This window comes from Enterobacter sp. P82, assembly GCF_037053385.1.
GTDB lineage: Bacteria > Pseudomonadota > Gammaproteobacteria > Enterobacterales > Enterobacteriaceae > Enterobacter.
In genome coordinates this window covers 37,320-59,355 of the sequence record NZ_JBALHX010000003.1, presented here as the reverse complement: position 1 = coordinate 59,355, position 22,036 = coordinate 37,320, and the positions used below count along the sequence as shown (strand labels likewise).

13 protein-coding genes are annotated in these 22,036 nt (G+C 58.9%); 5 read left to right on the top strand and 8 right to left on the bottom strand.

The features are described from left to right. Both WB237_RS15740 and WB237_RS15735 read left to right on the top strand, forming a co-directional pair. Entirely contained in the window at positions 1–1,380 is a 1,380-nt protein-coding gene (locus tag WB237_RS15740; RefSeq protein ID WP_336214443.1) for an amidohydrolase family protein, read from the top strand. A gap of 126 nt (positions 1,381–1,506) precedes the next feature. Beyond that, positions 1,507–2,241 (top strand): class I SAM-dependent methyltransferase, encoded by a 735-nt coding sequence (locus WB237_RS15735; RefSeq protein WP_336214441.1) that lies wholly within the window; start codon positions 1,507–1,509, stop codon positions 2,239–2,241. Here the strand turns inward: WB237_RS15735 and WB237_RS15730 are convergent. Continuing rightward, positions 2,235–2,837, bottom strand: a complete 603-nt coding sequence (locus WB237_RS15730) for a short chain dehydrogenase (protein WP_049008726.1) — start codon at positions 2,835–2,837, stop codon at positions 2,235–2,237. The genes WB237_RS15735 and WB237_RS15730 overlap by 7 nt on opposite strands. Before the next feature lie 98 nt (positions 2,838–2,935). On the opposite strand from WB237_RS15730, the gene WB237_RS15725 reads away from it, so the two are divergent. The 3 genes from WB237_RS15725 (at position 2,936) to WB237_RS15715 (ending at position 5,620) form a co-directional block, all read left to right on the top strand. Further along, positions 2,936–3,823: a LysR family transcriptional regulator gene (locus WB237_RS15725; RefSeq protein WP_028016777.1), complete on the top strand. Its 888-nt coding sequence runs from the start codon at positions 2,936–2,938 to the stop codon at positions 3,821–3,823. A gap of 20 nt (positions 3,824–3,843) precedes the next feature. Next, a complete protein-coding gene (locus WB237_RS15720; protein ID WP_336214437.1) occupies positions 3,844–5,025 on the top strand; it encodes an aminotransferase-like domain-containing protein in 1,182 nt (393 codons plus the stop codon). 85 nt (positions 5,026–5,110) lie between these two features. Continuing rightward, a complete protein-coding gene (locus WB237_RS15715) occupies positions 5,111–5,620 on the top strand; it encodes a DUF6622 family protein (protein WP_336214434.1) in 510 nt (169 codons plus the stop codon). 2 nt (positions 5,621–5,622) lie between these two features. Here WB237_RS15715 and nudI read toward each other — a convergent pair whose 3' ends face one another. The 7 genes from nudI to WB237_RS15680 form a co-directional block, all read right to left on the bottom strand. Further along, on the bottom strand, positions 5,623–6,048 hold the full coding sequence (nudI, locus tag WB237_RS15710; RefSeq protein ID WP_129995131.1) for a nucleoside triphosphatase NudI: 426 nt from the start codon (positions 6,046–6,048) through the stop codon (positions 5,623–5,625). A 45-nt stretch (positions 6,049–6,093) separates the two neighbouring features. Continuing rightward, on the bottom strand, positions 6,094–6,441 hold the full coding sequence (locus tag WB237_RS15705) for a HigA family addiction module antitoxin (protein ID WP_336214431.1): 348 nt from the start codon (positions 6,439–6,441) through the stop codon (positions 6,094–6,096). 10 nt (positions 6,442–6,451) lie between these two features. Beyond that, on the bottom strand, positions 6,452–6,751 hold the full coding sequence (locus WB237_RS15700; RefSeq protein WP_108090994.1) for a type II toxin-antitoxin system RelE/ParE family toxin: 300 nt from the start codon (positions 6,749–6,751) through the stop codon (positions 6,452–6,454). Between the two features lie 239 nt (positions 6,752–6,990). Next, positions 6,991–8,160 (bottom strand): HlyD family efflux transporter periplasmic adaptor subunit, encoded by a 1,170-nt coding sequence (locus WB237_RS15695; protein WP_108091060.1) that lies wholly within the window; start codon positions 8,158–8,160, stop codon positions 6,991–6,993. A gap of 10 nt (positions 8,161–8,170) precedes the next feature. Beyond that, a complete protein-coding gene (locus WB237_RS15690) occupies positions 8,171–10,369 on the bottom strand; it encodes a type I secretion system permease/ATPase (RefSeq protein ID WP_336214427.1) in 2,199 nt (732 codons plus the stop codon). Then, positions 10,366–11,769, bottom strand: a complete 1,404-nt coding sequence (locus WB237_RS15685) for a TolC family outer membrane protein (protein WP_316942865.1) — start codon at positions 11,767–11,769, stop codon at positions 10,366–10,368. The genes WB237_RS15690 and WB237_RS15685 overlap by 4 nt, the downstream gene beginning before the upstream one ends. 80 nt (positions 11,770–11,849) lie before the next feature. Next, positions 11,850–21,968 (bottom strand): BapA/Bap/LapF family large adhesin, encoded by a 10,119-nt coding sequence (locus tag WB237_RS15680; RefSeq protein ID WP_336214425.1) that lies wholly within the window; start codon positions 21,966–21,968, stop codon positions 11,850–11,852. Positions 21,969–22,036: the final 68 nt, after the last annotated feature.

The window sequence follows — 22,036 nt, the reverse complement described above, 5'->3', positions numbered from 1 at the left end:
ATGAGTGAAAACAAAAGCCGACGTGAGTTTATCAGCCAGAGCGGCAAAATGGTCACCGCCTGCGCACTGTTTGGTGCGACCGGATCTGTCGCGTATGCTGCGGATACTGCGAAGCCAACCTGCGAGACGGGCAAACCGATGAGCATCACCGCAAAACACTATTATCTGGATAACGTCCTGCTGGAAGCCGGGTTCAATTTCGACGGCGGCGTGGCGACCAGCACCCGCACCGAGCTGAAAACGCTGGAGATTAAAGACGGGAAGATCGTCGCCCTGCGGGATAACAAAAGCCACGCTGATGCCACGCTGCCGCACTACGATGCGGGCAGCAAACTGATGCTGCCGGCGATGCGCGACATGCACATCCATCTGGATAAAACCTTTTACGGCGGTCCGTGGCGCTCCCTTAACCGCCCGGCGGGCACGACCATTCAGGATATGATCCGCCTTGAGCAGAAGCTGCTGCCGGAGCTGCAGCCCTACACCCAGGAGCGCGCGGAAAAGCTGATCGACCTGATCCAGTCCAAAGGGTCCACCATCGCCCGTAGCCACTGCAACATTGAGCCGGTTTCCGGCCTGAAAAACCTGGAAAATTTACAGGCCGTACTGGCGCGCCGTAAACCCGGTTTCGACTGCGAAATCGTCGCCTTCCCGCAACACGGCCTGCTGCTATCGAACTCTGAAAAACTGATGCGCGAGGCGATGCAGGCGGGGGCGCACTACGTAGGTGGACTCGATCCCACCAACGTGGATGGCGCAATGGAGAAATCCCTCGACACTATGTTTCAGATTGCGCTGGATTACGACAAAGGGGTGGACATTCACTTGCACGAAACCAGCCCGGCGGGTGTGGCAGCGGTAAATTACATGGTGGAAACCGTGGAGAAAACGCCAGAGCTGAAGGGGAAACTCACCATCAGCCATGCTTTCGCGCTGGCTACGCTCAACGAACAGCAGGTGGATGAGATCGCCACCCGCATGGCAGCACAGCAGGTAACCATCGCCTCTACCGTGCCGATTGGCACTCTACATATGCCGCTAAAGCAGTTGCGGGATAAAGGCGTGTTTGTGATGACGGGTACCGACAGCGTAATCGACCACTGGTCGCCGTATGGCCTGGGGGACATGCTGGAAAAAGCGAATCTTTACGCTCAGCTCTACATCCGTCCGAACGAGCAGACGCTCTCCCGCGCACTCGGTATCGCCACCGGCGACGTGCTGCCGCTGAACGACAAAGGTGAGCGCGTGTGGCCGAAAGCGCAGGACGACGCCAGCTTTGTGCTGGTAGACGCTTCCTGCTCCGCCGAAGCCGTGGCGCGTATTTCCCCGCGCACCGCGACGTTCCATAATGGCAACCTCGTTTGGGGCTCGATGGGCTAATGTGGTGCCGGGTGGCGGCTTCGCCTTACCCGGCCTACTGAAACCCTCAAATCGTAGGCCGGGTAAGCGCAGCGCCACCCGGCAATGTTTTATACTGGGAGGCACATTCTTAAAGAGGGATCTGCCATGGCACAAAACATCTACGACAACCCGGCGTTTTTCGAAGGCTACGCCCAGCTTCCGCGCTCGGTGCAGGGGCTGGACGGCGCGCCGGAGTGGCCTGCGTTAAAAAGTATGCTGCCAGAGTTAACCGGCAAATCGGTTATTGATCTCGGCTGTGGATACGGCTGGTTCTGCCGCGCGGCGCGTGAGCTGGGCGCGTCTGACGTAATGGGCGTTGATATCTCAGAAAAGATGCTCGCCCGCGCGGCAGAATTGACCCACGATGACGGGATTCGCTATCAACGCAGCGATCTGGAATCTCTCAAGCTCAACGAGAACAGCCTCGATCTGGTCTACAGCTCGCTGGCGCTGCACTACCTGCCGGAACTGGACACGTTATTCGCCAACGTTCAACGCGCGCTCAAACCCGGCGGCAGCCTGGTCTTCTCGATGGAACACCCGATTTACACCTGCGCTACGCGTCAGGGCTGGCTGACCGACGATAACGGAGAGCGGTTCTGGGGTGTGAACCATTATCAGGACGAAGGCCAGCGCGTCAGCAACTGGCTGGCAGACGGGGTGATCAAATACCACCGCACGCTGGGCACCACGCTTAACGCGTTGATCGAGGCCGGATTAACTCTGAGCGAAATCAACGAATGGGGGCCAACGCAGGCACAGATTGACGCCTGGCCTGCACTGGCCGAAGAGGCGGAACGTCCGATGCTGGTACTCATTTCCGCCCGAAAGGGTCAATAACCCACCTTATACACCCGCCCGCTCTGCACGCCTTCTACGCTGCGACGATAGACCTGGGCGACGGTCGCGGCGGGCACGCTTTCAAAGCCCGGGAAGAAACCGTCGTAGGCTTCAGCAGATTCGGTGAGAACCGTTGGGCTAATCAGGTTGATGCGGATCCCGCGCGGCAGTTCGCAGGCTGCGGCGCGAACAAACCCTTCCAGCGCGGCATTTACCGTGGTGGCATTCACCCCCTGCGCAATCGGCTCGTGCGCCACAATTCCGCTTATCAACGTGATTGAGCCGCCTTCGTTCAGATAATGCTGGCCGGTCAGCGCCAGGCGCACCTGCCCAAGCAGTTTATCCTGCAGGCCCTGGTTGAAGTCACTGTCTTTCATCGTGGCGAGCGGACCGAAGTACAAACCCCCGCTGGCGGAGACAATGGCATCCACCGGGCCGATTTTCTCAAACAGCGCCTGCACGCTCGCCTGGGAAGTGATATCCACCTGATAGTCACCCTGCGTGCGACCTACGCGGATAACCTCGTGACGACGACTCAACTCTTCCGTCACTGCCCGACCGACTGTACCGCTGGCACCAATAATGACAATTTTCATCGCTGACTCCTTAATGTTGTGAGCCTTCATTCTTTAATAAATAAAAATGCAGATAAACTGGGCTAAAGTTAGAAGATTACTAACCAGAGGTTTGGAATATGGATAAGCTTCGCAGCATGGAGACCTTTATTGCCGTGGTTGAAAGCGGCAGTTTCACCGGTGCGGCGGCGCGGCTGGAGATGTCGGCGGTGATGGTGGGCAAGTATATTGCGTTGCTGGAGTCTCAACTTGGTACGCGTCTTCTGGAGCGTAATACGCGACGCCAGAGCCTGACCGACGCCGGACGGGTCTATTTCGACGAGGCGAAGCGGGTACTGGAGCAGGTTGCCATCGCCGAAAGCGCGGTTGAGCGCCTGCGCGCAACACCTGCTGGCACGCTGCGGGTAACGGCCCCCACGTCCTTTGGCGGCTGCGTGATTGCACCGCTCACCGCCACCTTTTTGCAACGCTACCCGGAAGTGCGCGTGGAGCTGGATCTGACCAACCGGATGGTGGATCTGGTGGAGGAGGGCGTCGATCTGGCCATCCGCATTGGCGACATTCGCAACGACGACCTGGTCGCGAAATACCTCTGTCCTTACCGAATGGTGATCTGCGCCGCGCCTGATTATCTGGCGCACTACGGCACGCCACAAACGCCCGCCGATCTGGTGGATCATCTTTGTCTGTCCCACAGCGTGTGGACTGCACGCAATGAATGGCGGCTGCCGGGTGTCGAAGGGGAGGTGCGCTGGAAGCGTGATGCCATCCTAAGATGCAACGACGGCTACGGGCTGCGGATGGCCGCAAGAGCCGGGGCGGGGCTGTTATTACAACCGGAAGTGCTGGTCGCGGAAGAGCTGGAAAGTGGTCGGCTGGTGCGGGTGCTGGAGGATTACATTCCAGAGCCAAGACCGGTGCATTTGTTGTGGCGTCAGGATTTACGACCGCTCCCTAAGCTAACAGAATTTATCGCCCATATTCTGCTAAGATTGGGCACAATATAATAAAAGAAGGTAAGCAAAGAATGTCTGTGAATAAACTCGCCAGCAGCGCGCAGGGCCTGCAATCATCTGCCATCCGTGAATTATTAAAACATAGCAAAATGGCAGGGGTCATTTCGCTGGGCGGGGGTATTCCTAACCCTGCATTGTTCGATCATGAAGGCCTGAAAATGGCCGCTGATGCCGTATTATCCCAGCATTTTGGCGAAGCTTTCCAGTACGGTCTGACCGAAGGTGTTCCTGGGCTACGGGAAGAAATTCAGCGCATCTGTGAAGGGCGTGGGATCCGCTGTAAGGCGGATGAGGTGGTCGTGACCTCTGGTTCACAGCAATCACTTGACGTGCTGGCGCGTGCATTAATTAACCCTGGCGATACCGTCGTCGTCGAGCGTCCAACCTATCTTGCCGCGCTGCAGGTATTTGGCCTGGCGCAGGCGAATTTTGAATCCGTGGGTACCGATGCTGACGGAATGAAAGTGGATGAGCTCGAAGCGCTGGTGGCCAATAAACCCATTAAAGCGGTTTATATTGTGCCGACATTTGGTAACCCGGGTGGGGTAACCCTTTCAGAACCGCGTCGTAAACAGCTGGTGGAATTATCGAAGCGTTATGACTTCGTGATTATTGAAGACGATCCGTACAGCGAAATTAATTACACCGATGAAGTTTTCCGCCCGTTAATTGCCCACGCCAAAGATATCGGTAACGAAGAGAACGTGGTGTATACCTCAACCTTCTCTAAAATTCTTGCGCCAGGCACCCGCGTGGGCTGGGTGCTGGTACCGGAGTGGCTGAAGCGCGCGGTGGTGAATCTCAAGCAAACCACCGATCTGCACACCAGCACGCTGTCACAGCTGATGACGTACGAATACCTGAAAACCGGTCGTCTGGCCGATCAGATTAAAATGATCCGCGAAGCCTATCGCCAGAAATACCAGACGTTCGCAACAGAACTGGAAGCCGAGCTGGGTGATGTGATGTCATTCCACAAGCCGAAGGGCGGCATGTTCCTGTGGGCGACTATGAAAAATGGGAGTAATACCACTCGCTGGCTGGAAAAAACGTTAAGTAACGGCGTAGTATTTGTGCCGGGCGAATTTTTCTACTGCAATGAGCCAGACCATTCGACGCTGCGTATGTCGTTTGTCACGCCAACGGATGAAGAGCTGAAAGAGGCGGTTCAACGCCTGAAAAAATCGCTGTAAAAGACCCGCGCATAATGGCGTTCCTGCCGTTATGCGCAATATTCTTGCAGCGCGGCCAAAGCCGCTATCTTCCATGGTGATCTCCATGTTTGAATTTCTGATCGGTGTCATTACGCACACGCCCGTCTGGGTGTGGGTGCTTTTTGTCTTTCTCATCTCTCGCGGTATCAAAGCCCGCAAGCCGACTACCGTCACGCTGGAGAGGCTTGCTGTCATTCCGGCGATCTTTCTTATCTGGGATATCTACGATCTGGTGGTCTACCGCACGCTGAGCCCTGGAACCGTTGCCTTGTGGATTGCCGGGATCCTTGCCGGATCTGCGCTGGGATATGTCCTGATCAGGCAGACAGTTATCACCCGCGCAGAGGCGCCGCGCAGCCTTTACCGCCAGGCAGACTACACCGCACTGCCGTTTATGATGCTGGCGTTTGGGGTGAAGTATGTGCTGGGTGTAATGAGTGCGGTCTCTCCGCAGACAATGCAGCAGCCCGCCATGAGCGCGCTGGCGATCGTCTCTGGCGGTGTGTTTGCTGGTGTGTTTCTCGGGAAATTTGCGCGCTATGTTGGCGTGTATGTCGCCCGTGTTCCGGTCTGAATTTACAGCAGGCCTTTTTGCGCGAAGGTAATGCGCGTGGCTTCGTTGAGATCAAGCTCTTTTAACGATTCTGGACTTACCCAGGCGATCTCCTGAAACTCTTCATTAAACGTGACTTCCCGGTTGGCGCTGATGCAGTCGAAGATCAGATAAATCATGTAAATCTCCTCAGTGGTGCCATCGGCGTAGGTTTTCACCCTGATGTCATCGCGAAAAGCCCATGGTGTGACCGAGACGATCTCCAGTGCGTTGCCCAGCTCTTCGCGGATCTCACGGCGTAATGCCTGTTCCATGGTTTCGCCCGGCTCCATTCCGCCACCGGAGAGAGCCCACTGGCCGGGGAACACGCCGCGATCGTCGGCCATTTTGCACAGCAGGTAGGCCCCGTCGTTCTGGATGATGGGGCAGACAATCGTTCGTTGGCGCATGATTTCTTCCTGAAAAAGTATTGAGTAGGTAAATTTTGTGCCGAATCAGGCAACATCCGGCTGGCCAGATTTTCGCTTAGCCATGACGTCCGCAACGGTCTTTATACGGCTTAACTCCTCCTGCGTCCGGGAGTTAGATTGTGCTTCCCAGATATCGACGTTCAGCTGTAGGTTCAGCCAAAATTCAATAGTGGTATCAAAGGCTTTTGCCAGTTTTATCGCCATATCGGCAGTAAGTTTGCGATTGTTATTGACCAGCGCACTGATGGTATTGCGGTGTACATTAAGCATCTCCGCCAGATCGCTGATTTTCAGATTGAGCGGTTCAAGATACTCGTACTGCAACACGTCGCCCGGCGTGGTAGGTTTGCGGTGTGCCTGTTGAAGTGTCATAGGTGATGCCTCACTTGTGTTGCGTGTACCTGTGTGGAGAGAGGTAGAGATCGTCTGCTTTACCCTCTGTCCAGAGAAATACAAGCCTGTATTGCCTGTTTACCCGGATTGAGGAATATCCCTTCAGAGGAGGATTCAATGCTTCATACATATTGCCCGGTGGCGATCGCAAATCCCGGTGAGAAGTAGCTGCGTTGATGATGTCGAGCTTTCTCGCAAGCGCTGTCTCCAGATTTGAAGGAATAACATTGCTCGATCTACCGTAAAGAAAAAAATCCTCAAGCCATTGATCCCGAAAATGATTAATCATAATGCTGGTGAGCTCCAGTCCATGAAGCTGAGTGAATAGTAGTGCACTCTTGCACTGTGCGCAAGTGCATTTTGTCTGCGGGTAATATTACCCTGGTGATGGCTGAAGGGAAGTGGGATGCATGACTAAAGGTAAATTCTTCGAGGTGGATTCCGCTTCTGGCGTGCGGTTTAATGCCCGGCGGCGCTGCGCGGGAACGTAGGCCGGGTAAGGCGAAGCCGCCACCCGGCACTCCAGGCTTAACGCTCCCTCAGCGCCTCCTTCGCCCGGTTAAACGGCTTAATCAGATAATCCAGCACCGTTTTCTCTCCGGTCTTAATGTCCACCGTCGCAATCATCCCCGGTACAATCGAGAAGTGCCTGCCTGCTTTATTCACCAGGTAGTCCTGGCTGGTGCGGATAAACACCCGGTAATAGAACACCTCCGGCTTGGCTTCGTCCTGGATGGTGTCCGGGGAAATGGTCTCCACGACCCCGTGCAGCCCGCCGTAAATGGCGTAATCATAGGCAGTGATTTTGACCAGCGCCTCCTGGTTCGGGTGGATAAAGGCGATATCGCGGGGCGACAGGCGGGTTTCAATCAGCAGGTGATCGTCCACCGGGACAATCTCCATCAGCTCGCCGTTGGGCGGGATCACGCCGCCGATGGTGGTGACCTTGATGTTTTTGACGATCCCGCGCACCGGGGATTTGACGGTCAGACGGGTGACGGAATCCTGACGGCCTTTAAGAATGGCCGAAACCATATCCACCTCCGCGTTGGCCTTGGATAACGCCTCGCGGGCCTGAACGTAATACTGTGAGCGCACGTCGGTGAGCTTCAGCTCCAGGTCACTTTTTTGCCGCTGCAACCGTAGCACCTCTACGTGGCTGGCAGCACCGGTTTTCACCAGACGTTGGGTGATCGCCAGCTCTTTATTCGCCAGGTCTAACGCGGCGCGCAGCTCTCGCTGGGTGTCATCCAGTTGTGCGCGGCGGGAGTTGTAGAGTCGTGTTTCATCGGCAATCAGATCCGGCCATTTTGCCAGCGAAGGGGGAAACTTCAGCGGGAGATCGTTCACTTCGGCGTACAGGCGGGCGCTGGAGGCCAGTGACGCGCGGTAACGCGCAGCGCTTTCGCCGACGTTCGATTCGGAACGCGTCGGATCAAGCCGCGCAAGCACCTGCCCGGCCTGTACCTGATCCCCTTCGTGGACGTTCAGTTCGGTGAGGATCCCGCCGTCAAGCGACTGCAATACCTGCTCGCGCGAGCTGGGGATCACTTTACCCGAGCCGGTTGAAACCTCATCCAGCACGCCAAACCACGCCCAGACGCCCAGCACCACAAACATCAGCAGTGAAAAGATCACGATCCGTCGCGCACCGGTGTAGCCGCTTTCGGAGTCGAGGGCGTTATCCAGATCGTCCATTGCCGCCACGTCACGCTGACTGATTTTCATTTTTCCACTCCCGTCCGGTTGCTGCCTGCTGCTGCTGTTGCTGCATGCGGCTGTTGCTCAGCGCCTGCGCTTTTGGCGCGTCCATCACCAGCATTCCCTCTTTGAGCACCACCACCCGCTCCACCAGTTCCAGCACCGGTACGCGGTGCGTGGCGACAATCAGGGTGCGGTGCCCGAGCCAGTCTCCCAGACGCTGGATAAATTCCCGCTCGGTGTGCTCGTCCAGCGACGCGGTGGGTTCATCCATCAGCACAATATTCGGATCGCGCAGGAGCATCCGCGCCAGCAAAATCGACTGGCGTTGTCCGCCGGATAATCCCACGCCGTTTTCCATGATCGGGTAATCCAGCCCCTTGGGCAGCTTCTGCACGAAGCCGGCCGCGCCGGTCAGTTCCAGCGCCTCGAAAATCTCGTCGTCGGTGGCGCGCGGCATGCCGAGGGTGATGTTTTCGCGCAGGGTGCCGTAAAACAGCCGCGCGTTCTGGGTCATAAAACCGACGTTGCGACGAACGTCGGCGACATCGAGATGCGGCAGGCTGAAGTTATCAAGCCGCAGCTCGCCAGCCGCCAGGTCCATTCCGCCCGCCATGGCCTGTAGCAGGGTCGATTTACCCGCGCCATTGCGCCCGAGGATCGCCACTTTCTCACCCGGACTGATCTCCAGTCGGTTAATGCGCAGCGCCATGCGCGGATCGTCCGGCTGATAGCGGAACTGCGCCTGCTCGAACAAGTAGTGACCGCGCAGCACGTCCTGGCGGATCGGCGTCTCTTCGCGCTGGTTCTCGGTAGGCAACTGCATAATGCTGTCCAGCCCCTCTTTGGCCGCTTTGACCTGCTGCCAGCGGGCCAACACGCCGCACAGCGTCGCCATGGGGGCAATCATGCGGGAGGCCAGCATAGACGCCGCAACCACGGAACCGGTGGTCAGAGTGCCGTCGATCACCATCGGCGCACCGACCACAATCACGCCAGCGTAGACCAGGCTCTGAATGGTCATCCCCCAGCTGATCAGGTTCTGCGTCAGTTCCCGGGTGCGCAGGCCGGATTCCGCGGTGATCTGGATATAACTGTTCCACTGCTGCAAAAAGCGGTTTTCCGCCTGCATCAGCTTGATGTCCTCCAGCCCTTGCACGCTCTCCACCAGCACCGCATTGCGCAGGGTCGATTCATGGGCCGACTGTTTCGCCAGCTCTGCCAGCTTCTTCTGCAGCAGCAGGCCGGGCAGAACCATGATCACCGCCGCCACCGGCGCGATCCACGCCAGTTGCGGGGCGATGATCGCCAGCACCACCACAAACAGTAAGAAGAACGGCAGGTCGACAATCGTGGAAATGGTGGAGGAGGTTACCATCTCACGGATCTGCTCCAGCTCGCGCAGTTGAGAGATAAAACTGCCGGTGGAGCGGGGGATCGCGCTGTTGCGCAGGCGCAGGGCGTGGCCGAAGACGCGATCCGAAACGCGCATATCCGAGCGCTTGCCCAGCAGATCCATAATGTGTCCGCGCGCCACGCGCAGTACAAAGCCAAACAGGGTGGCGATCAACACCCCAATCGTCAGGACGTAAAGCGTCGGGTAGGACTGGGCGGGGATCACCCGGTCGTAGACCTGCATGGAAAAGACGATCCCGGAGAGCGACAGCACGTTGATAAACAGCGCGGCCAGCATCACCCAGCTGTAGGGTCGTAAATCGCGCATCACCAGCCGGTAGAGCCAGTCCGGACGGTATTTTGATATATACGCGTCCACGCGGCTGTCCTTCAGCGCGGCGAGTGGACGCAGGGCAATGACGTGGCGGATAGCGGGCAGCATCGCCGTCATCGACAGCCGGTTGGTGTAAGTCTCATCGTCGAAAAAGCTGACCTCCAGCGTATCGTCCCCGTCGAAATGCTCGATCACGCCGATCCTGCCGTCATTCATCGCCACCACTACCGGCAGACGCCAGCTGTTGATAGCCTCCTGGCCGCCGGTAAGCAACTGAAACGACAGCCCCGCTTCACGGGCCAACTGGGTGAGGGCGGGCACCATCGGTTTGCCTTTCAGCCACGGAGCGCCTGCGATCAGCGCGCCGGGAGAGCAGGCGACACGGTAGCGCGTGGCGACAAAACCAAAGGCCTGAGCCCACTGCGCCAGCGCCTCATCTGTCATCGTTTCACCCTGCGGGATTTCGCGTTGCTTCATGGCTGGATCTCCACGGTCTGGATGGTGCGGTTATCAAGATCGAACGCGTGACGCAATTGCCCGGTGTTATAGAGGCAGTTGAGCTGCAGCTGGTGCAACTGGCCAAGAGTCTGCTGCTGGGTGAACCGCGCCTGATAGACCTCCTGCTCGGCGTTGAGCACATCAAGCAGCGGGCGTGAGCCGAGATCGAGATATTGCTGCTGGTACAGCTCGCGGGTGCGGGCGCTGAGAGCTTCCTGACGACCCTGGATTTGCAGCGTGCTTTGCAGGCTCATCACCTGGCTGCGGGCTTCGAGCAGTTTCTGGCGGACGTCAAGACGCGTGCGCTGAATGGTGGACTGCGCCGCGTCTACTGCGTGTCCGGCGGCATTACGCCGGGCGGTAAGGCCACCGCCCTGATAGAGCGGCATCTGCACTTTCACCCACGCGGAATACTGGGTGCGATCCCGCGTTTCGCTCCCCGCATAGCGATCGTTCATGTAATGGCGCACTTCTGGCTCCAGCGAGACAGTCGGCGTCATTTGTGCTTCGGCGTAGTCAAGGTTTGCCTGGGCAACGTTAGCCTGTGCCCATGCGGCAAGTACAGCGGGAACCAGACGGTCGTCCGGCTCGGCGATATCGCAGCTCCGCCCCAGCTTTTGCGGAAAATCATTGCTGATATCGTTCAGGCTGTTCCAGCCGAGAAAACTCATCAGTGTGGCGCGGGCGCTGTCGAGACTGGCCTGATACTGCATCAACTGCGCGCGCGCACCTTCAATACGCGCATCGGTCTGTACGACGTCAGAGAGCGACGTGGCCCCTTCGTCGTTACGCTGGCGGGTCAGTGTGCCAATGGAGGAGAGAGCCTCAAGCTGCTCTTTCGCGGTGTCGACCATCTGCTGCCAGGTTTGTACCTGCACCATGGCGACAGCGGTATCGTGGGCGATGGTGTCGATGCTGACCAGCACGTTGGCTTGCTGCTGGGCAACTCCGGCATTCTCGGCTCGTACCTGACTTGCCACCTTGCCAAAATCGTAAAGCATTTGTGAGAGGGAGAGCACCATTGACGGCGTAAAGCCGTTCTGGTCGCCGTCATGGGAATAACCGTTGTCCACACCGGCATTAATCTGTGGATAGTATTTTGATTTAGCGACGTCCACCTCTTCGCTCTGTTCATAGAGTTTCCCCACGGCTTCGCTGATGGCCGGGTGCCAGGTGACGGCACGGTTGACGGCTTCGCCAAGCTGCAATGAACCGGGCGCGGCTTTACCGGCCACAGGGGCCACGCGACCATTGAGTGAGGGGAGTTCCTGCGTTTCGCGGAGTTGTCCGGTATTGATGGTCGCCGCCGGGTTCGCGCTGAGAGCGGGCACAGATATCAGGCAGCACGAGAGCCACCAGTAAGGCATCTTCATTCCCATGTCATGTCCCTAATAAATATGTACAGCTTTATTATTTATGCCCGGGCGCTGTGCGCCCGGGTCATCTCTTGCAGGTGCTATCAGGTAATGATGTGTTGCTGGTTAACAAGCTCGTCGTAGGTGGTCTGCACGTTATCAAGCGTAACGAGTGCAGTATTAGTGTAGGTGGACCCTGCACCATCACGGTCGATGGAGATCACGGTATTGCCATTACTATTAGTGACATGCAGATAATTCCCCAACGAGGCGGTATTGCCGTCCCAGCCCACGAGCAGATCGCCAATGTCGATCTTGTCTCCCTGCGCCAGCGAGAAGCCGGTCCAGTGATCGCCCGCGGTGCTGCTGACGTTGCCTGCCGTGGCATTGCCTGCCGTATTATTCAGCACCTGGTAAATCAGCGTATCGCCGTAGGCCGTACCGGTGATGGCGTCGTTATGTTCCGAGCTGATGAACTGTGGTGCCATATTGATGGTCAGTGTGGCGCTGTCCGTGTTGCCGTTGGCATCGGTCAGGGTGTAGTTGAAGGTCTCCTTCGAGGTCATGGTTGAGAGTGAGATCCCGCTGTTGAGGGTATAGGTGTAATGGCCGTCTGCGCCGATCGCCAGGGTGCCGTAATGACCGGTGATGTTCACCGTTGCGCTGCCGGTATACGGATCCAGCGTGGTGGTCACGCCGTTGTAACCGGTCACGCTCAGACGGGTATCTACCGAGTGGAGCTGATCCAGCACGCCGCCAGAGTCGGTGCCGTCGAAGATATTACCGTTGACGGTGTGGGTGCCGGTGACGTCGAAATCACTCAGCGAGTAGGTGGTGCCATTCACGCTTGGGGTAATGGTGATAGTCCCGACGCTGAGCCCAGGCACGCTGCCGGTATAGCTCAGCGTATAGGTTCCGGCGTTGAGATCCAGCCCGGTCAGTGGGACGTCAATATTGCCGCCCAGCAAAGAGCCGCCGCTGAAGGAGCCGGTACGAATAGCGCCCGAGCTGTCACTGAGCGTCCAGTTTACCGTCAGCCCACCCAGCGCCAGCCCCGAATCGACATGGAAGTGCAGTGACGCGTTGTGCAGCGCGGTGTTCGGGTCTACCACAAAGGTCCCGCTACCCGTGCCCTGGGTTGACGAGAACAACGCTGTCGTCCAGCTGGCGCTGCCGACTGTGGTATCGGAGTAGGTCGACGTATGGTGCACCGAGGTGAGATCCATCACGGTGCTTACATCGTTGACCGCATCCATCGCCTGCGCAGTTGGGGTGATGTTAAGCGATGCCGTATCCTTTGAGCCGTCAGGGGCGGTGACGGTGTAGACGAAGGTATCTGGCGTGCTGATATGGTCTGCACCCACGCCGGCTCTCAGGGTATAGGTGTACTGGCCGGACGAATTAATGGTCAGCGTGCCGTATTCTCCCTGAATGTCGGTTGTGCCACTGCTGTTGACCGCCACGCCGTTCACTTCCGTGACCACCGTGCCTGCCGGCACAGGGTCATTCGCCAGTACGTCGCCCGTGGTTGTTTCACTGATGCTCGCCACGCTGTAGACATGATCCTGCAGGACGCTCAGCGTGTAGCCTGTCAGGACCGCGATCCCGGATGCGGTATTCAGCAGGAACAGATACTCCCCGGCGGGCAGGTTCAGCGTTAACTGGGATGACGTTCCCCCCAGCAGCGGGGCGCGAAGCCAGCCGGGTTCAACGCGGACTTGCTCGAAGGTCTGGGTCGCGTTGTTGAACTTATAGACGTACAGATCAAACACCGATGCGAGGGCCACGCCACCCACGGAGGCCTGGATGGTCATGGTGCGGGTGGTACCTTCCTCGACGTTATAGATAATCGGGTTGGTCATATCGTCCAGCAGATTAAGCCCCAGCGTACTGCCAAGATTTACCCCCACCACGGTAAAACCACCCTGAGACGAAGTCCCGTTATTGATTTCACTCACGGTGGTGTCAAAGGTCAGCGAGGCCGTGTCGTCCACTGCCACAATACCGTTGACGACGGTACCGGCTCCCAGGGACAGCACCAGGTTCGCCGACGCGCTGACGCCGTTATAGGTGATGGTGTAGCTGAAGCTCTCCGTCCGGCCAATGACCGCTGCGCTGGTGTCGGTCAGGTTGTAGGTGTAGCTGCCGTCGCGGTTGATGGTCAGCGTACCGTACTGGCCCTGAATCACCGTGCCGTCAGCCGTAACGTTGGTTGTGGTTCCCTGCGCGTTAGTGACGGCCGTGATCGTCGCCCCTGCCGGAGCATTGTCGCTGCCTGCGGTTGGGTCAACGTCGGTGATCACGTTCCCGTTCAGGCTGGTGTCGCCCGTCACTGTACCCGGGCCTGTCTCTTTCACCGCCACATCCAGACTGGTGTAAGAGCCGGTTGCCAGCAGGTTGGTGTTATAGCTCAGGACACGATAGTCACCGTCAGCCAGCCCGGTCAGGTTCAGTGATACGCCTGTAGCCCCGAGGGTCAACAGATCGGCAAACTGCGGTTGTCCGGTGTCGACGACGGTGGTCCAGGTGCTGCCGTTCCAGTGTTGCACCACCAGCTCAAGAGTGTTGAGCAGAGAGAGTACCGCGCCCGTAGCGTTGGCATTCACCACGATATCTGCGCTGCCGCCGCTGACTACGGTGAAGTTCACCTGGGCGGTGTCATTCCCCAGCAGCGTCAGGACGTTGCCCACGGCGCCAACCAGCAGGAAGCCGTAATCGCTGTACTGAGTATTGGTGACGGTTGCCGTGGTACTGAGGTTCAGCTCTTCGACGTTGTTGCTGGCGGAGAGCGGCAGCACCGGCGCAAGAGCCGAACCAGACAGCGAGGTGTTGCCTGCCGCATCGGTGGCGGTGATCTGCAGCGTCTGGCCTTCGATCTGTTTGTTAACAAAGGTATAGCTGTATGTACCGTTGCTGCCCGCAATGGTGGTCACCGTCGAGCCATCCGCAAGGCGGATACTGACGGTGCTGCCGGCTTCGGCATTCCCGGTCAGGACACTACCGTCGACGTTAAAGGTTCCGGTCGGTGCCGTGGGGGCGGTCGTATCGACGATTATCGTCGTCACGGCTGACGCCACGCTGGTGTTGCCCGCCGCATCGGTAGCCGTGGCGGTGAAGTTATGCGTACCCTCCGTCAGCGTGGTGGTGGTTTGCGGCAGGGTCCAGTTGCCGCTGCCATCGGCGGTCACCGTGCCCACCAGCGTGATGCCATCGTAGATCCGGACCGTGGCATTCGCTTCGGCAGTCCCGGTCAGCGTTGGACGCGTGTCGTTGGTCGGATTCGTACCGGTCACCGGACCGGTAACGCTGCCGACATCATCAATCACTGAACTGATGACCGGCGCACCTGGCGCAGCGGTATCGACGTTAATCACATACCCGGCGGTTGGTGCGCTGGCGTTGCCCACCGCATCCGTGGCGGTAAAGGTCAGCGTGTGTGCACCGTTGCTCAGCGCCGGAGATGGCGTATAGCTCCACGCCCCGCCGGTCGCCGTCACGCTGCCGATCTGTACGCCGTTATCAAAGATTTTCACCGTCGATCCGGCTTCCGCCGTGCCGGTGATAGTTGGCTGGGCATCGTTGGTGAACCCACCGTTAGCAACCGGCGTCGCCGCATTGCCCACGTCATCCAGGATACTGGTCAGCACCGGCAGAGCAGGCGGCGTGGTGTCAATTGTCAGGCTGAAGCTTGTTGAGGATACGCTGGTGTTGCCAGCCGCATCCGTGGCCTGGGCGGTGAAGCTGTGCGGACCTGCTGTCAATGTGGTGGTGAGCAGGATGCTCCAGCTGCCGCTGGCATCCGCGGTGCCTGTTCCGACAAGTGTTGTGCCTTCATAGATCTTCACGGTGGCAAACGGTTCGCTGGTTCCGACAAGCCGCGGTACGGTGTCGTCGGTGCTTTGCCCGGACGTAAGCGGGCCGGTGATAGTGCCCACGTCGTCTATCGCCTGGCTGATAACCGGCGCGTTTGGTGCCGAGGTATCAACGATCAGGGTAAAGCCCGGCGAGGTTGGGCTGATGTTGCCCGCCGCATCGGTGACGGTGGCGGTCCAGGTATGACTTCCGTTGACCAGTGGCGTTGACGGCGTAAAGCTCCATGCGCCGGTACCGTCCGCCAGTGCGGTGCCGACTGGCTGCCCGTTTTCATAAATGGTCACCGTCGCGTTGGCGGTCGCGGTGCCGTTCAGCGTCGGCGTGGTGTCGTCAGTACTCTGCCCGGAAGAGAGCGGAGTTTGTATACTGCCGACATTGTCGCCTGCGGTCGAAATAACCGGAGCCGATGGCACGGCCGTATCCACGGTCAGGTTAAACGGTGTCGTTGTGCTGCCAGTGTTGCCTGCCGTGTCGGTCGCGTTGAAGGTGATAGCATGTGGCCCATCGCTCAAATCGGTACCCGGGGTAAAGGTCCAGTTGCCCTGGGCATTCACCACCGCGGTACCAACTTCGTTGCCATCGACAATCACATGGATGGTGGAACCCACTTCGCCTGTGCCATTGAAGGTCGGACGTGCGTCGTTGGTGCTGTTGCCCGTCGTGAGCGTACCGGTGGCCGGAGCGACATCGTCGATGACGCTGGTGACCACTGGTATACCGGGGCCTGAAGTATCCACAGTAAAGGCGAAGACCGACGAGTTAGCCGAGGCGTTACCTGCCACATCCGTTGCATAAGCACGAAGGGAGTAGCTGCCATCGCCCAGCGGCGTACTCGGGGTAAAGGACCAGTTCCCGCTCTGATCAACGGTAGCCAGGCCAATCTGCGTACCGTTATTCATAATGTGGATGGTGCTGCCCGCCTGTCCGGTACCGCTAATCGTCGGCGTGTTGTCGTTGGTGACCTGCCCACTGGTAAGGTTGCCCGTGGCACCGCCCGGGACGTTGTCATTCACATTATCCAGTGTCGGAACCGTCGGTGCTGTCAGGTCAACCACTACGCTCCAGGGAGCAGAGACCGCGCTGACATTGCCCAGCGGATCTGTCGCCTGGACGGTGAAGCTGTGCGAGCCTTCGGTAAGCGCGGTGTCAGGGGTAAACGTCCATGCACCGGTGCCGTCAGCCGTTACCACGCCAATCTGCGTGCCACCGTCAAAAATCGTCACCACGCTGTTTGCTTCTGCGGTTCCTGAAAGGGTTGGCGTGGCATCGTTGGTCGGATCGCCGCTGATCACCGTGGTGGCGTTACCGACATTATCCGTGACGTTAGTGATGACCGGTGTGGTGGAAACCGTATCCACCACAACGGTGAAGCCCGCCGAAGGCGCGCTCTGATTCCCGGCCGGATCGGTCTCGCGGATGGTCAGGACGTTATTCCCCTCCGCCAGGGGCGACGTTGTATAGCTCCAGGTTCCCGTATTGCCAACCACCACGCTGCCCAGCAGCGTTCCGTTGCTGTAGACAGAGATGGTGTCGCCTGCTGTACCCGTACCGGTGAGGGTGGGTTGGTTATCGTTGGTGGTCTGGCCGCTGGTCAGCGGGCCCGTGCCGGGACCCACATCGTCAAGTACTGAGCCAATGGTGGGTGTACCCGGCGCAGTGAGATCGACGGTAACGGCTGCGGCCGGAGAGCGACCGCTGGTCAGGCCATTGAGGGTCGCGGTTACCTCAAAGGTATGCAGCCCTTCGCCCAGCGCGGGCGGCGTATAGCTCCAGTTTCCGCTGCCGTCGGCGGTGACCGTCGACACGGGCGTCACGCTACCGTCCAGGTAGATGGTAATCAGGCTGCCGGCTTCGGCCGTGCCGGTAAGCGTTGGCGTGGTGTCGTTGGTAGTTTTGTCTTTCACGTCGCCGGTGACAGGGGCAAGGTCATCGTTGATCGCCGTAATAACCGGTACCTGAGGCAGATCGAGCGGTGAATCGGTGACGATAAACGTCGCGCCAGGGCTGCTGTTACCTGCGGCATCGGTGGCGGTTACGGTCAGCGTGGCAGGATCCAGTTGCGCGGGGCTCAGCGCAATAGAGAAGCTGCCATCGCCTGCAACAACGCCGGTACCAATGACCACACTACCGTCTTTCACGGTAATGATGCTTCCTGCCTCACCGGTACCGGTCAGCGGTGTCCCTTCCGTTGCCAGGTTCATATTAGTCGGGTCTGGCGGCGCGGCAGTATCCACGGTGACGCTGAGTGGTGCTGAACTTCCTGAGAGATTACCTGCCGGATCGCTGGAAGAAACGGTGAAGGTGTGCTGGCCGTCGGACAGCGTGCTCCCGGCGGTCCAGCTCCAGCTGCCATCCGGCTGTATGGTTACTGGCACCCCCGACGGAGTACCGTCGACGGAGACAATAACGGAGGTTCCCGGTTCGCTGGTCCCGGTGAGGGTCGGCGTACCGTCATTGGTGTAGAGCACGCTGCCTGAAAGAGAGCTGGGAGTGATGGCATCTATCAGCGGTATTTCAGGTGCAGTGGTATCTACCGTGACGTCAAAGACCGGGCTAAGGGCGCTAACGTTACCTGCCGCGTCAACACCCGCAACGGTGATATGCAGTGGACCGTCGGTTTGTGCTGGCAGAGTGAAGGACCATTCGCCAGTACCACTCACCGTCACTCGTCCCAACTCGACGCCGTTGTTGTAGACGATCACCGTCTCGCCGATTTCGCCAGTACCACCGACCGTCGGCGTCGAATCCGCGGTATAACCATCATCCAGCGCGCCGCCCACGGCACCTATCACCGGCGTAGCTGGTGCTACGGTATCCACCGTGATCGTTATCCCCGGTGAGGAGCCAGAGACGTTGCCCGCTTCGTCGGTAGCGGTAGCGGTATATTCGTGGTTCCCCTCAGCAATATTACTGCCAGGGCGCCAGCTCCATTTGCCGTTGCTGTCTACCGTGGCGGTGCCGACGACCGACGCCGCACCGCCATTTACGCTGTCATAAATGGTGATAACGTCGTTTGCCGTTCCGGTACCGCTCAGAACCGGACGGGGATCGTTGGTCGTTCCGCCATCGGCAACCGGTCCGGTTATCTGGGTGACGCTGTCGGTAATGACCGGTGCAACAGGCGTAGCCGGCGCGACGGTGTCAATGGTGATGGTGACCGGTTGGGATGGAGCGCTTTCATTACCTGTACCGTCCATGTTGGTGACGGTCAGGGTAATGTCATAGGTGCCGTTAGGCAGCGGGTTGGCTGGTGTCCAGCTCCAGTTGCCGTTGCTGTCTACCACGGTATCACCAATTTTGACGCCGCTATCGTAGATGGTCACGGTATCGCCCGCCGTGCCGGTACCGCTCAGGGTTGGCGTGGTGTCGCGAGTGATTTCGCCCGGGTTCAGCGGCGTTTGTACTGCGCCACCGTCAGGGTTGACGGTGATTGCCGGGGTATCTGGCGTGGCAGGTGCCACGGTATCTACCGTCAGTACAAACGGGCTGGAGACGGTGGTATTGCCTGCGGCATCCGTGGCGTGAACGGTCAGTGAATGCAGGCCGTCTGTGAGTGGGGTGACTGGCGTAAAACTCCAGCCGCCACTGCCATCGAGGGTGGCGGTGCCAAGCAGGGTTGTGCCGTCATAGACGGTGATCACTGCATCAGCCGGGGCGGAGCCCTGAAGCAGCGGTTGGGTGTCATCTGTGGTATCGCCGCTGCTGAGCGGGCCCTGAACGCCGCCGACATCATCGAGCACGCTGGCGATGGTCACCGCCCCTGGCGGCGTGGTATCGACAGTAAAGGTGAAGCTGTCTGAGGCGAGACTGGTGTTTCCCGCCGCGTCGGTTGCGATGACGGTAAAGGTATGCGCGCCGTTACCGAGCGGTGTGGTTGGGGTAAAGGTCCACGCACCGTTACTGTCCGCCACTATCGTGTCAACATCTGTACCATCCAGACGGATGGTGACGGTTGAGCCCGGCTCTGCGGTACCGTTGAGCGTCGGCGTGGTGTCGTTGGTGCTGTCGTTAGCGTTGAGCGCACCGAGGCGCTCGGGCACATCATCTATCACCTGGGTAATAACCGGAGCCGCAGGTACGACGCTGTCAATCGTCAAAGTCCAGGTGTTGGAGACGCCGCTTGAGTTACCTGCCGCGTCGGTTGCAACAGCGGTCAGGGCGTGAGGCCCCTCACCGATTGGCGAGGACGGCGTAAAGACCCATACGCCGAGGCCATTGGCAACGGTTGTACCGATAGCCACACCGTCCACGCGGAGGGTGACCGTTGCGTTTGCTTCAGCGGTACCGCTGAGCGTTGGGGTCGTGTCATTGGTGGTGGCATTTTGGCCGAGCGAGCCAACAATTCCCCCGGGCACATCGTCCACGACCTGGGAAATCACCGGGGCTGCAGGTGCCGTCCCGTCGACGTTAATTGTCCACGAGGCAGATATTCCACTCTGGTTACCGGCGGGATCCGTCGCCGTTGCCGTGAGCACGTAAGTGCCATCGACCAGCGGTGAGGGCGGCGTAAAGCTCCAGAGGCCAGATTGCGGAACAACCACCGTGCCGAGGACATCGCTGCCGTTAGAAATCGTAATGGTCGAGCCAGCCTCGCCCGTACCGTTAATGGTTGGGGCCCGGTCATTGGTGAGCCCATTCGGGCCCACGGGGCCGGTAGTGGCCTGTACGTCGTCAATCACCGATACGATGACCGGGGTCTGCGGCGGGGTAATGTCCGGTGCAGCTGCGGAGGTGGTTGGACTGGTGTTGCCTGCCGTGTCGGTGGCGTCAGCGGTCAGGATTTCGCCGTTGAGCTTCGGTGGGTTCAGCGTCACGCTAAAGTTGCCCTGGCTATCGGCCACCACTGGAGTACCAACTATAGCGTCGCCTTCACGAATGGTCACCGTGCTGCCCGGCTCCGCGGTGCCGCTGATGGTGCCGCCATCATTTGATACCACGAGATTTCCAGGAGCAGACGGCGGGGTGGTATCTACGGTGAAGGTGATAGGCGCGGATGCCGTGCTCTGGTTTCCGGCGGCATCGGTTTCAGTGACGGTGATGGAGTGCGTTCCTTCCGGGAGCGGTCCATTGGGTGTGATGCTCCAGGTACCGTTGGGGAGCACCGTCGTGGCGCCAATGATCACGCCGTTATCGTAAATAGTGATGGTTCCACCGGGCTCCCCTGTTCCTGCCAGGAGCGGTTGCGTCGCATCGGTCAGCGTGCCCGAAGTGATAGCTCCTCTGACAGACCCCGTGTCGTCAGTCAGCAGAATCGCGGTCGGTGTAGTCGGAGGCGTCAGATCGACTGTGAGGGTGAAAACCGGTGAGGCGGGTCCGGTATTGCCCGCGGCGTCGGTTGCCCGGACGGTAATCTGGTGGGTGCTTTCGCTCAGGTCGACTGACGGGGTGAATGTCCATGTACCGTTGCTGGCGACGACCGTCGTGCCAATGGCGATACCGCCGTCATAAATCGTCACGGTGGAGCCGGGTTCGGCGGTGCCGGTGAGCTGTGGCCGCTGATCGTTAGTGCTGCCGCCGTTGGTTACCGCCCCCGTCTGAGGAGCGATATCGTCGATCACGCTGCCGATCGTTGGCGCATCAGGTGCGGTGAGATCCGGTGCGGTCACATTTGTGCCCTGACTGGTATTCCCGGCGCTGTCCGTTGCGGTGGCTGTTACCTGCTCGCCGTTGGTCAGCGGTGTTCCGAGGGTGACGGTAAACGAGCCGTCACTGCCGGTTTTACCTGTGCCAACCACATTGCCATTAGTATCTTTCAGGGTGATTGTACTGCCGGGTTCTGCGGTACCGGTGACGGTTTTACCGTCTGATGAGAACTGGAGACTGGAAGGCGCATTCGGCGGCGTCGTATCCGGGTCGGCTGGATCTGCAGGATCGGCAGGGTCTGTGGGCGTGGTGGGGTTAGTACTGCTGTTATTATCACTACCGCCGCCGCCGCCGGTGCTTGCCGCCGCCGCGATACCGCCCGCTGCGACAATGCCACCCAGTGCCCATGGCCAGATGGCGGCACCACCAGCATCATTTCCTGATGCGGCAAGCAACACGTCCGTAGAGGCAATCGATTCGTACGTGGCGGCTCCGGTAGGGTCTTCAATCCACCATAGTGCACCCTCACTGTCCTGAAGGACCAGCTGGCTCGCCCCTTGCTCATCGGTGACGTAGAAATTTTTAACGGTAATCACCTCGCCGGAGTGTAGCGTGATCACCAGATCGTTACCGCTGCGGGCGAAATCGGCGACATTGGCTCGCTCAACCTGAAGCTCAACAATCGAGGTGTGGTTCAGCGTAACCTGGGTGCCTTCCGTTGTGGTTTCAACGCCCGTAAGTTTCGATATAACAGAGATTTGGCTCATTTAGTGATGACTCCAGCTGAGTTGTCGTTAATGGCGAGCAAGACGAGCCATCTCTGTGAAGGGTAAAG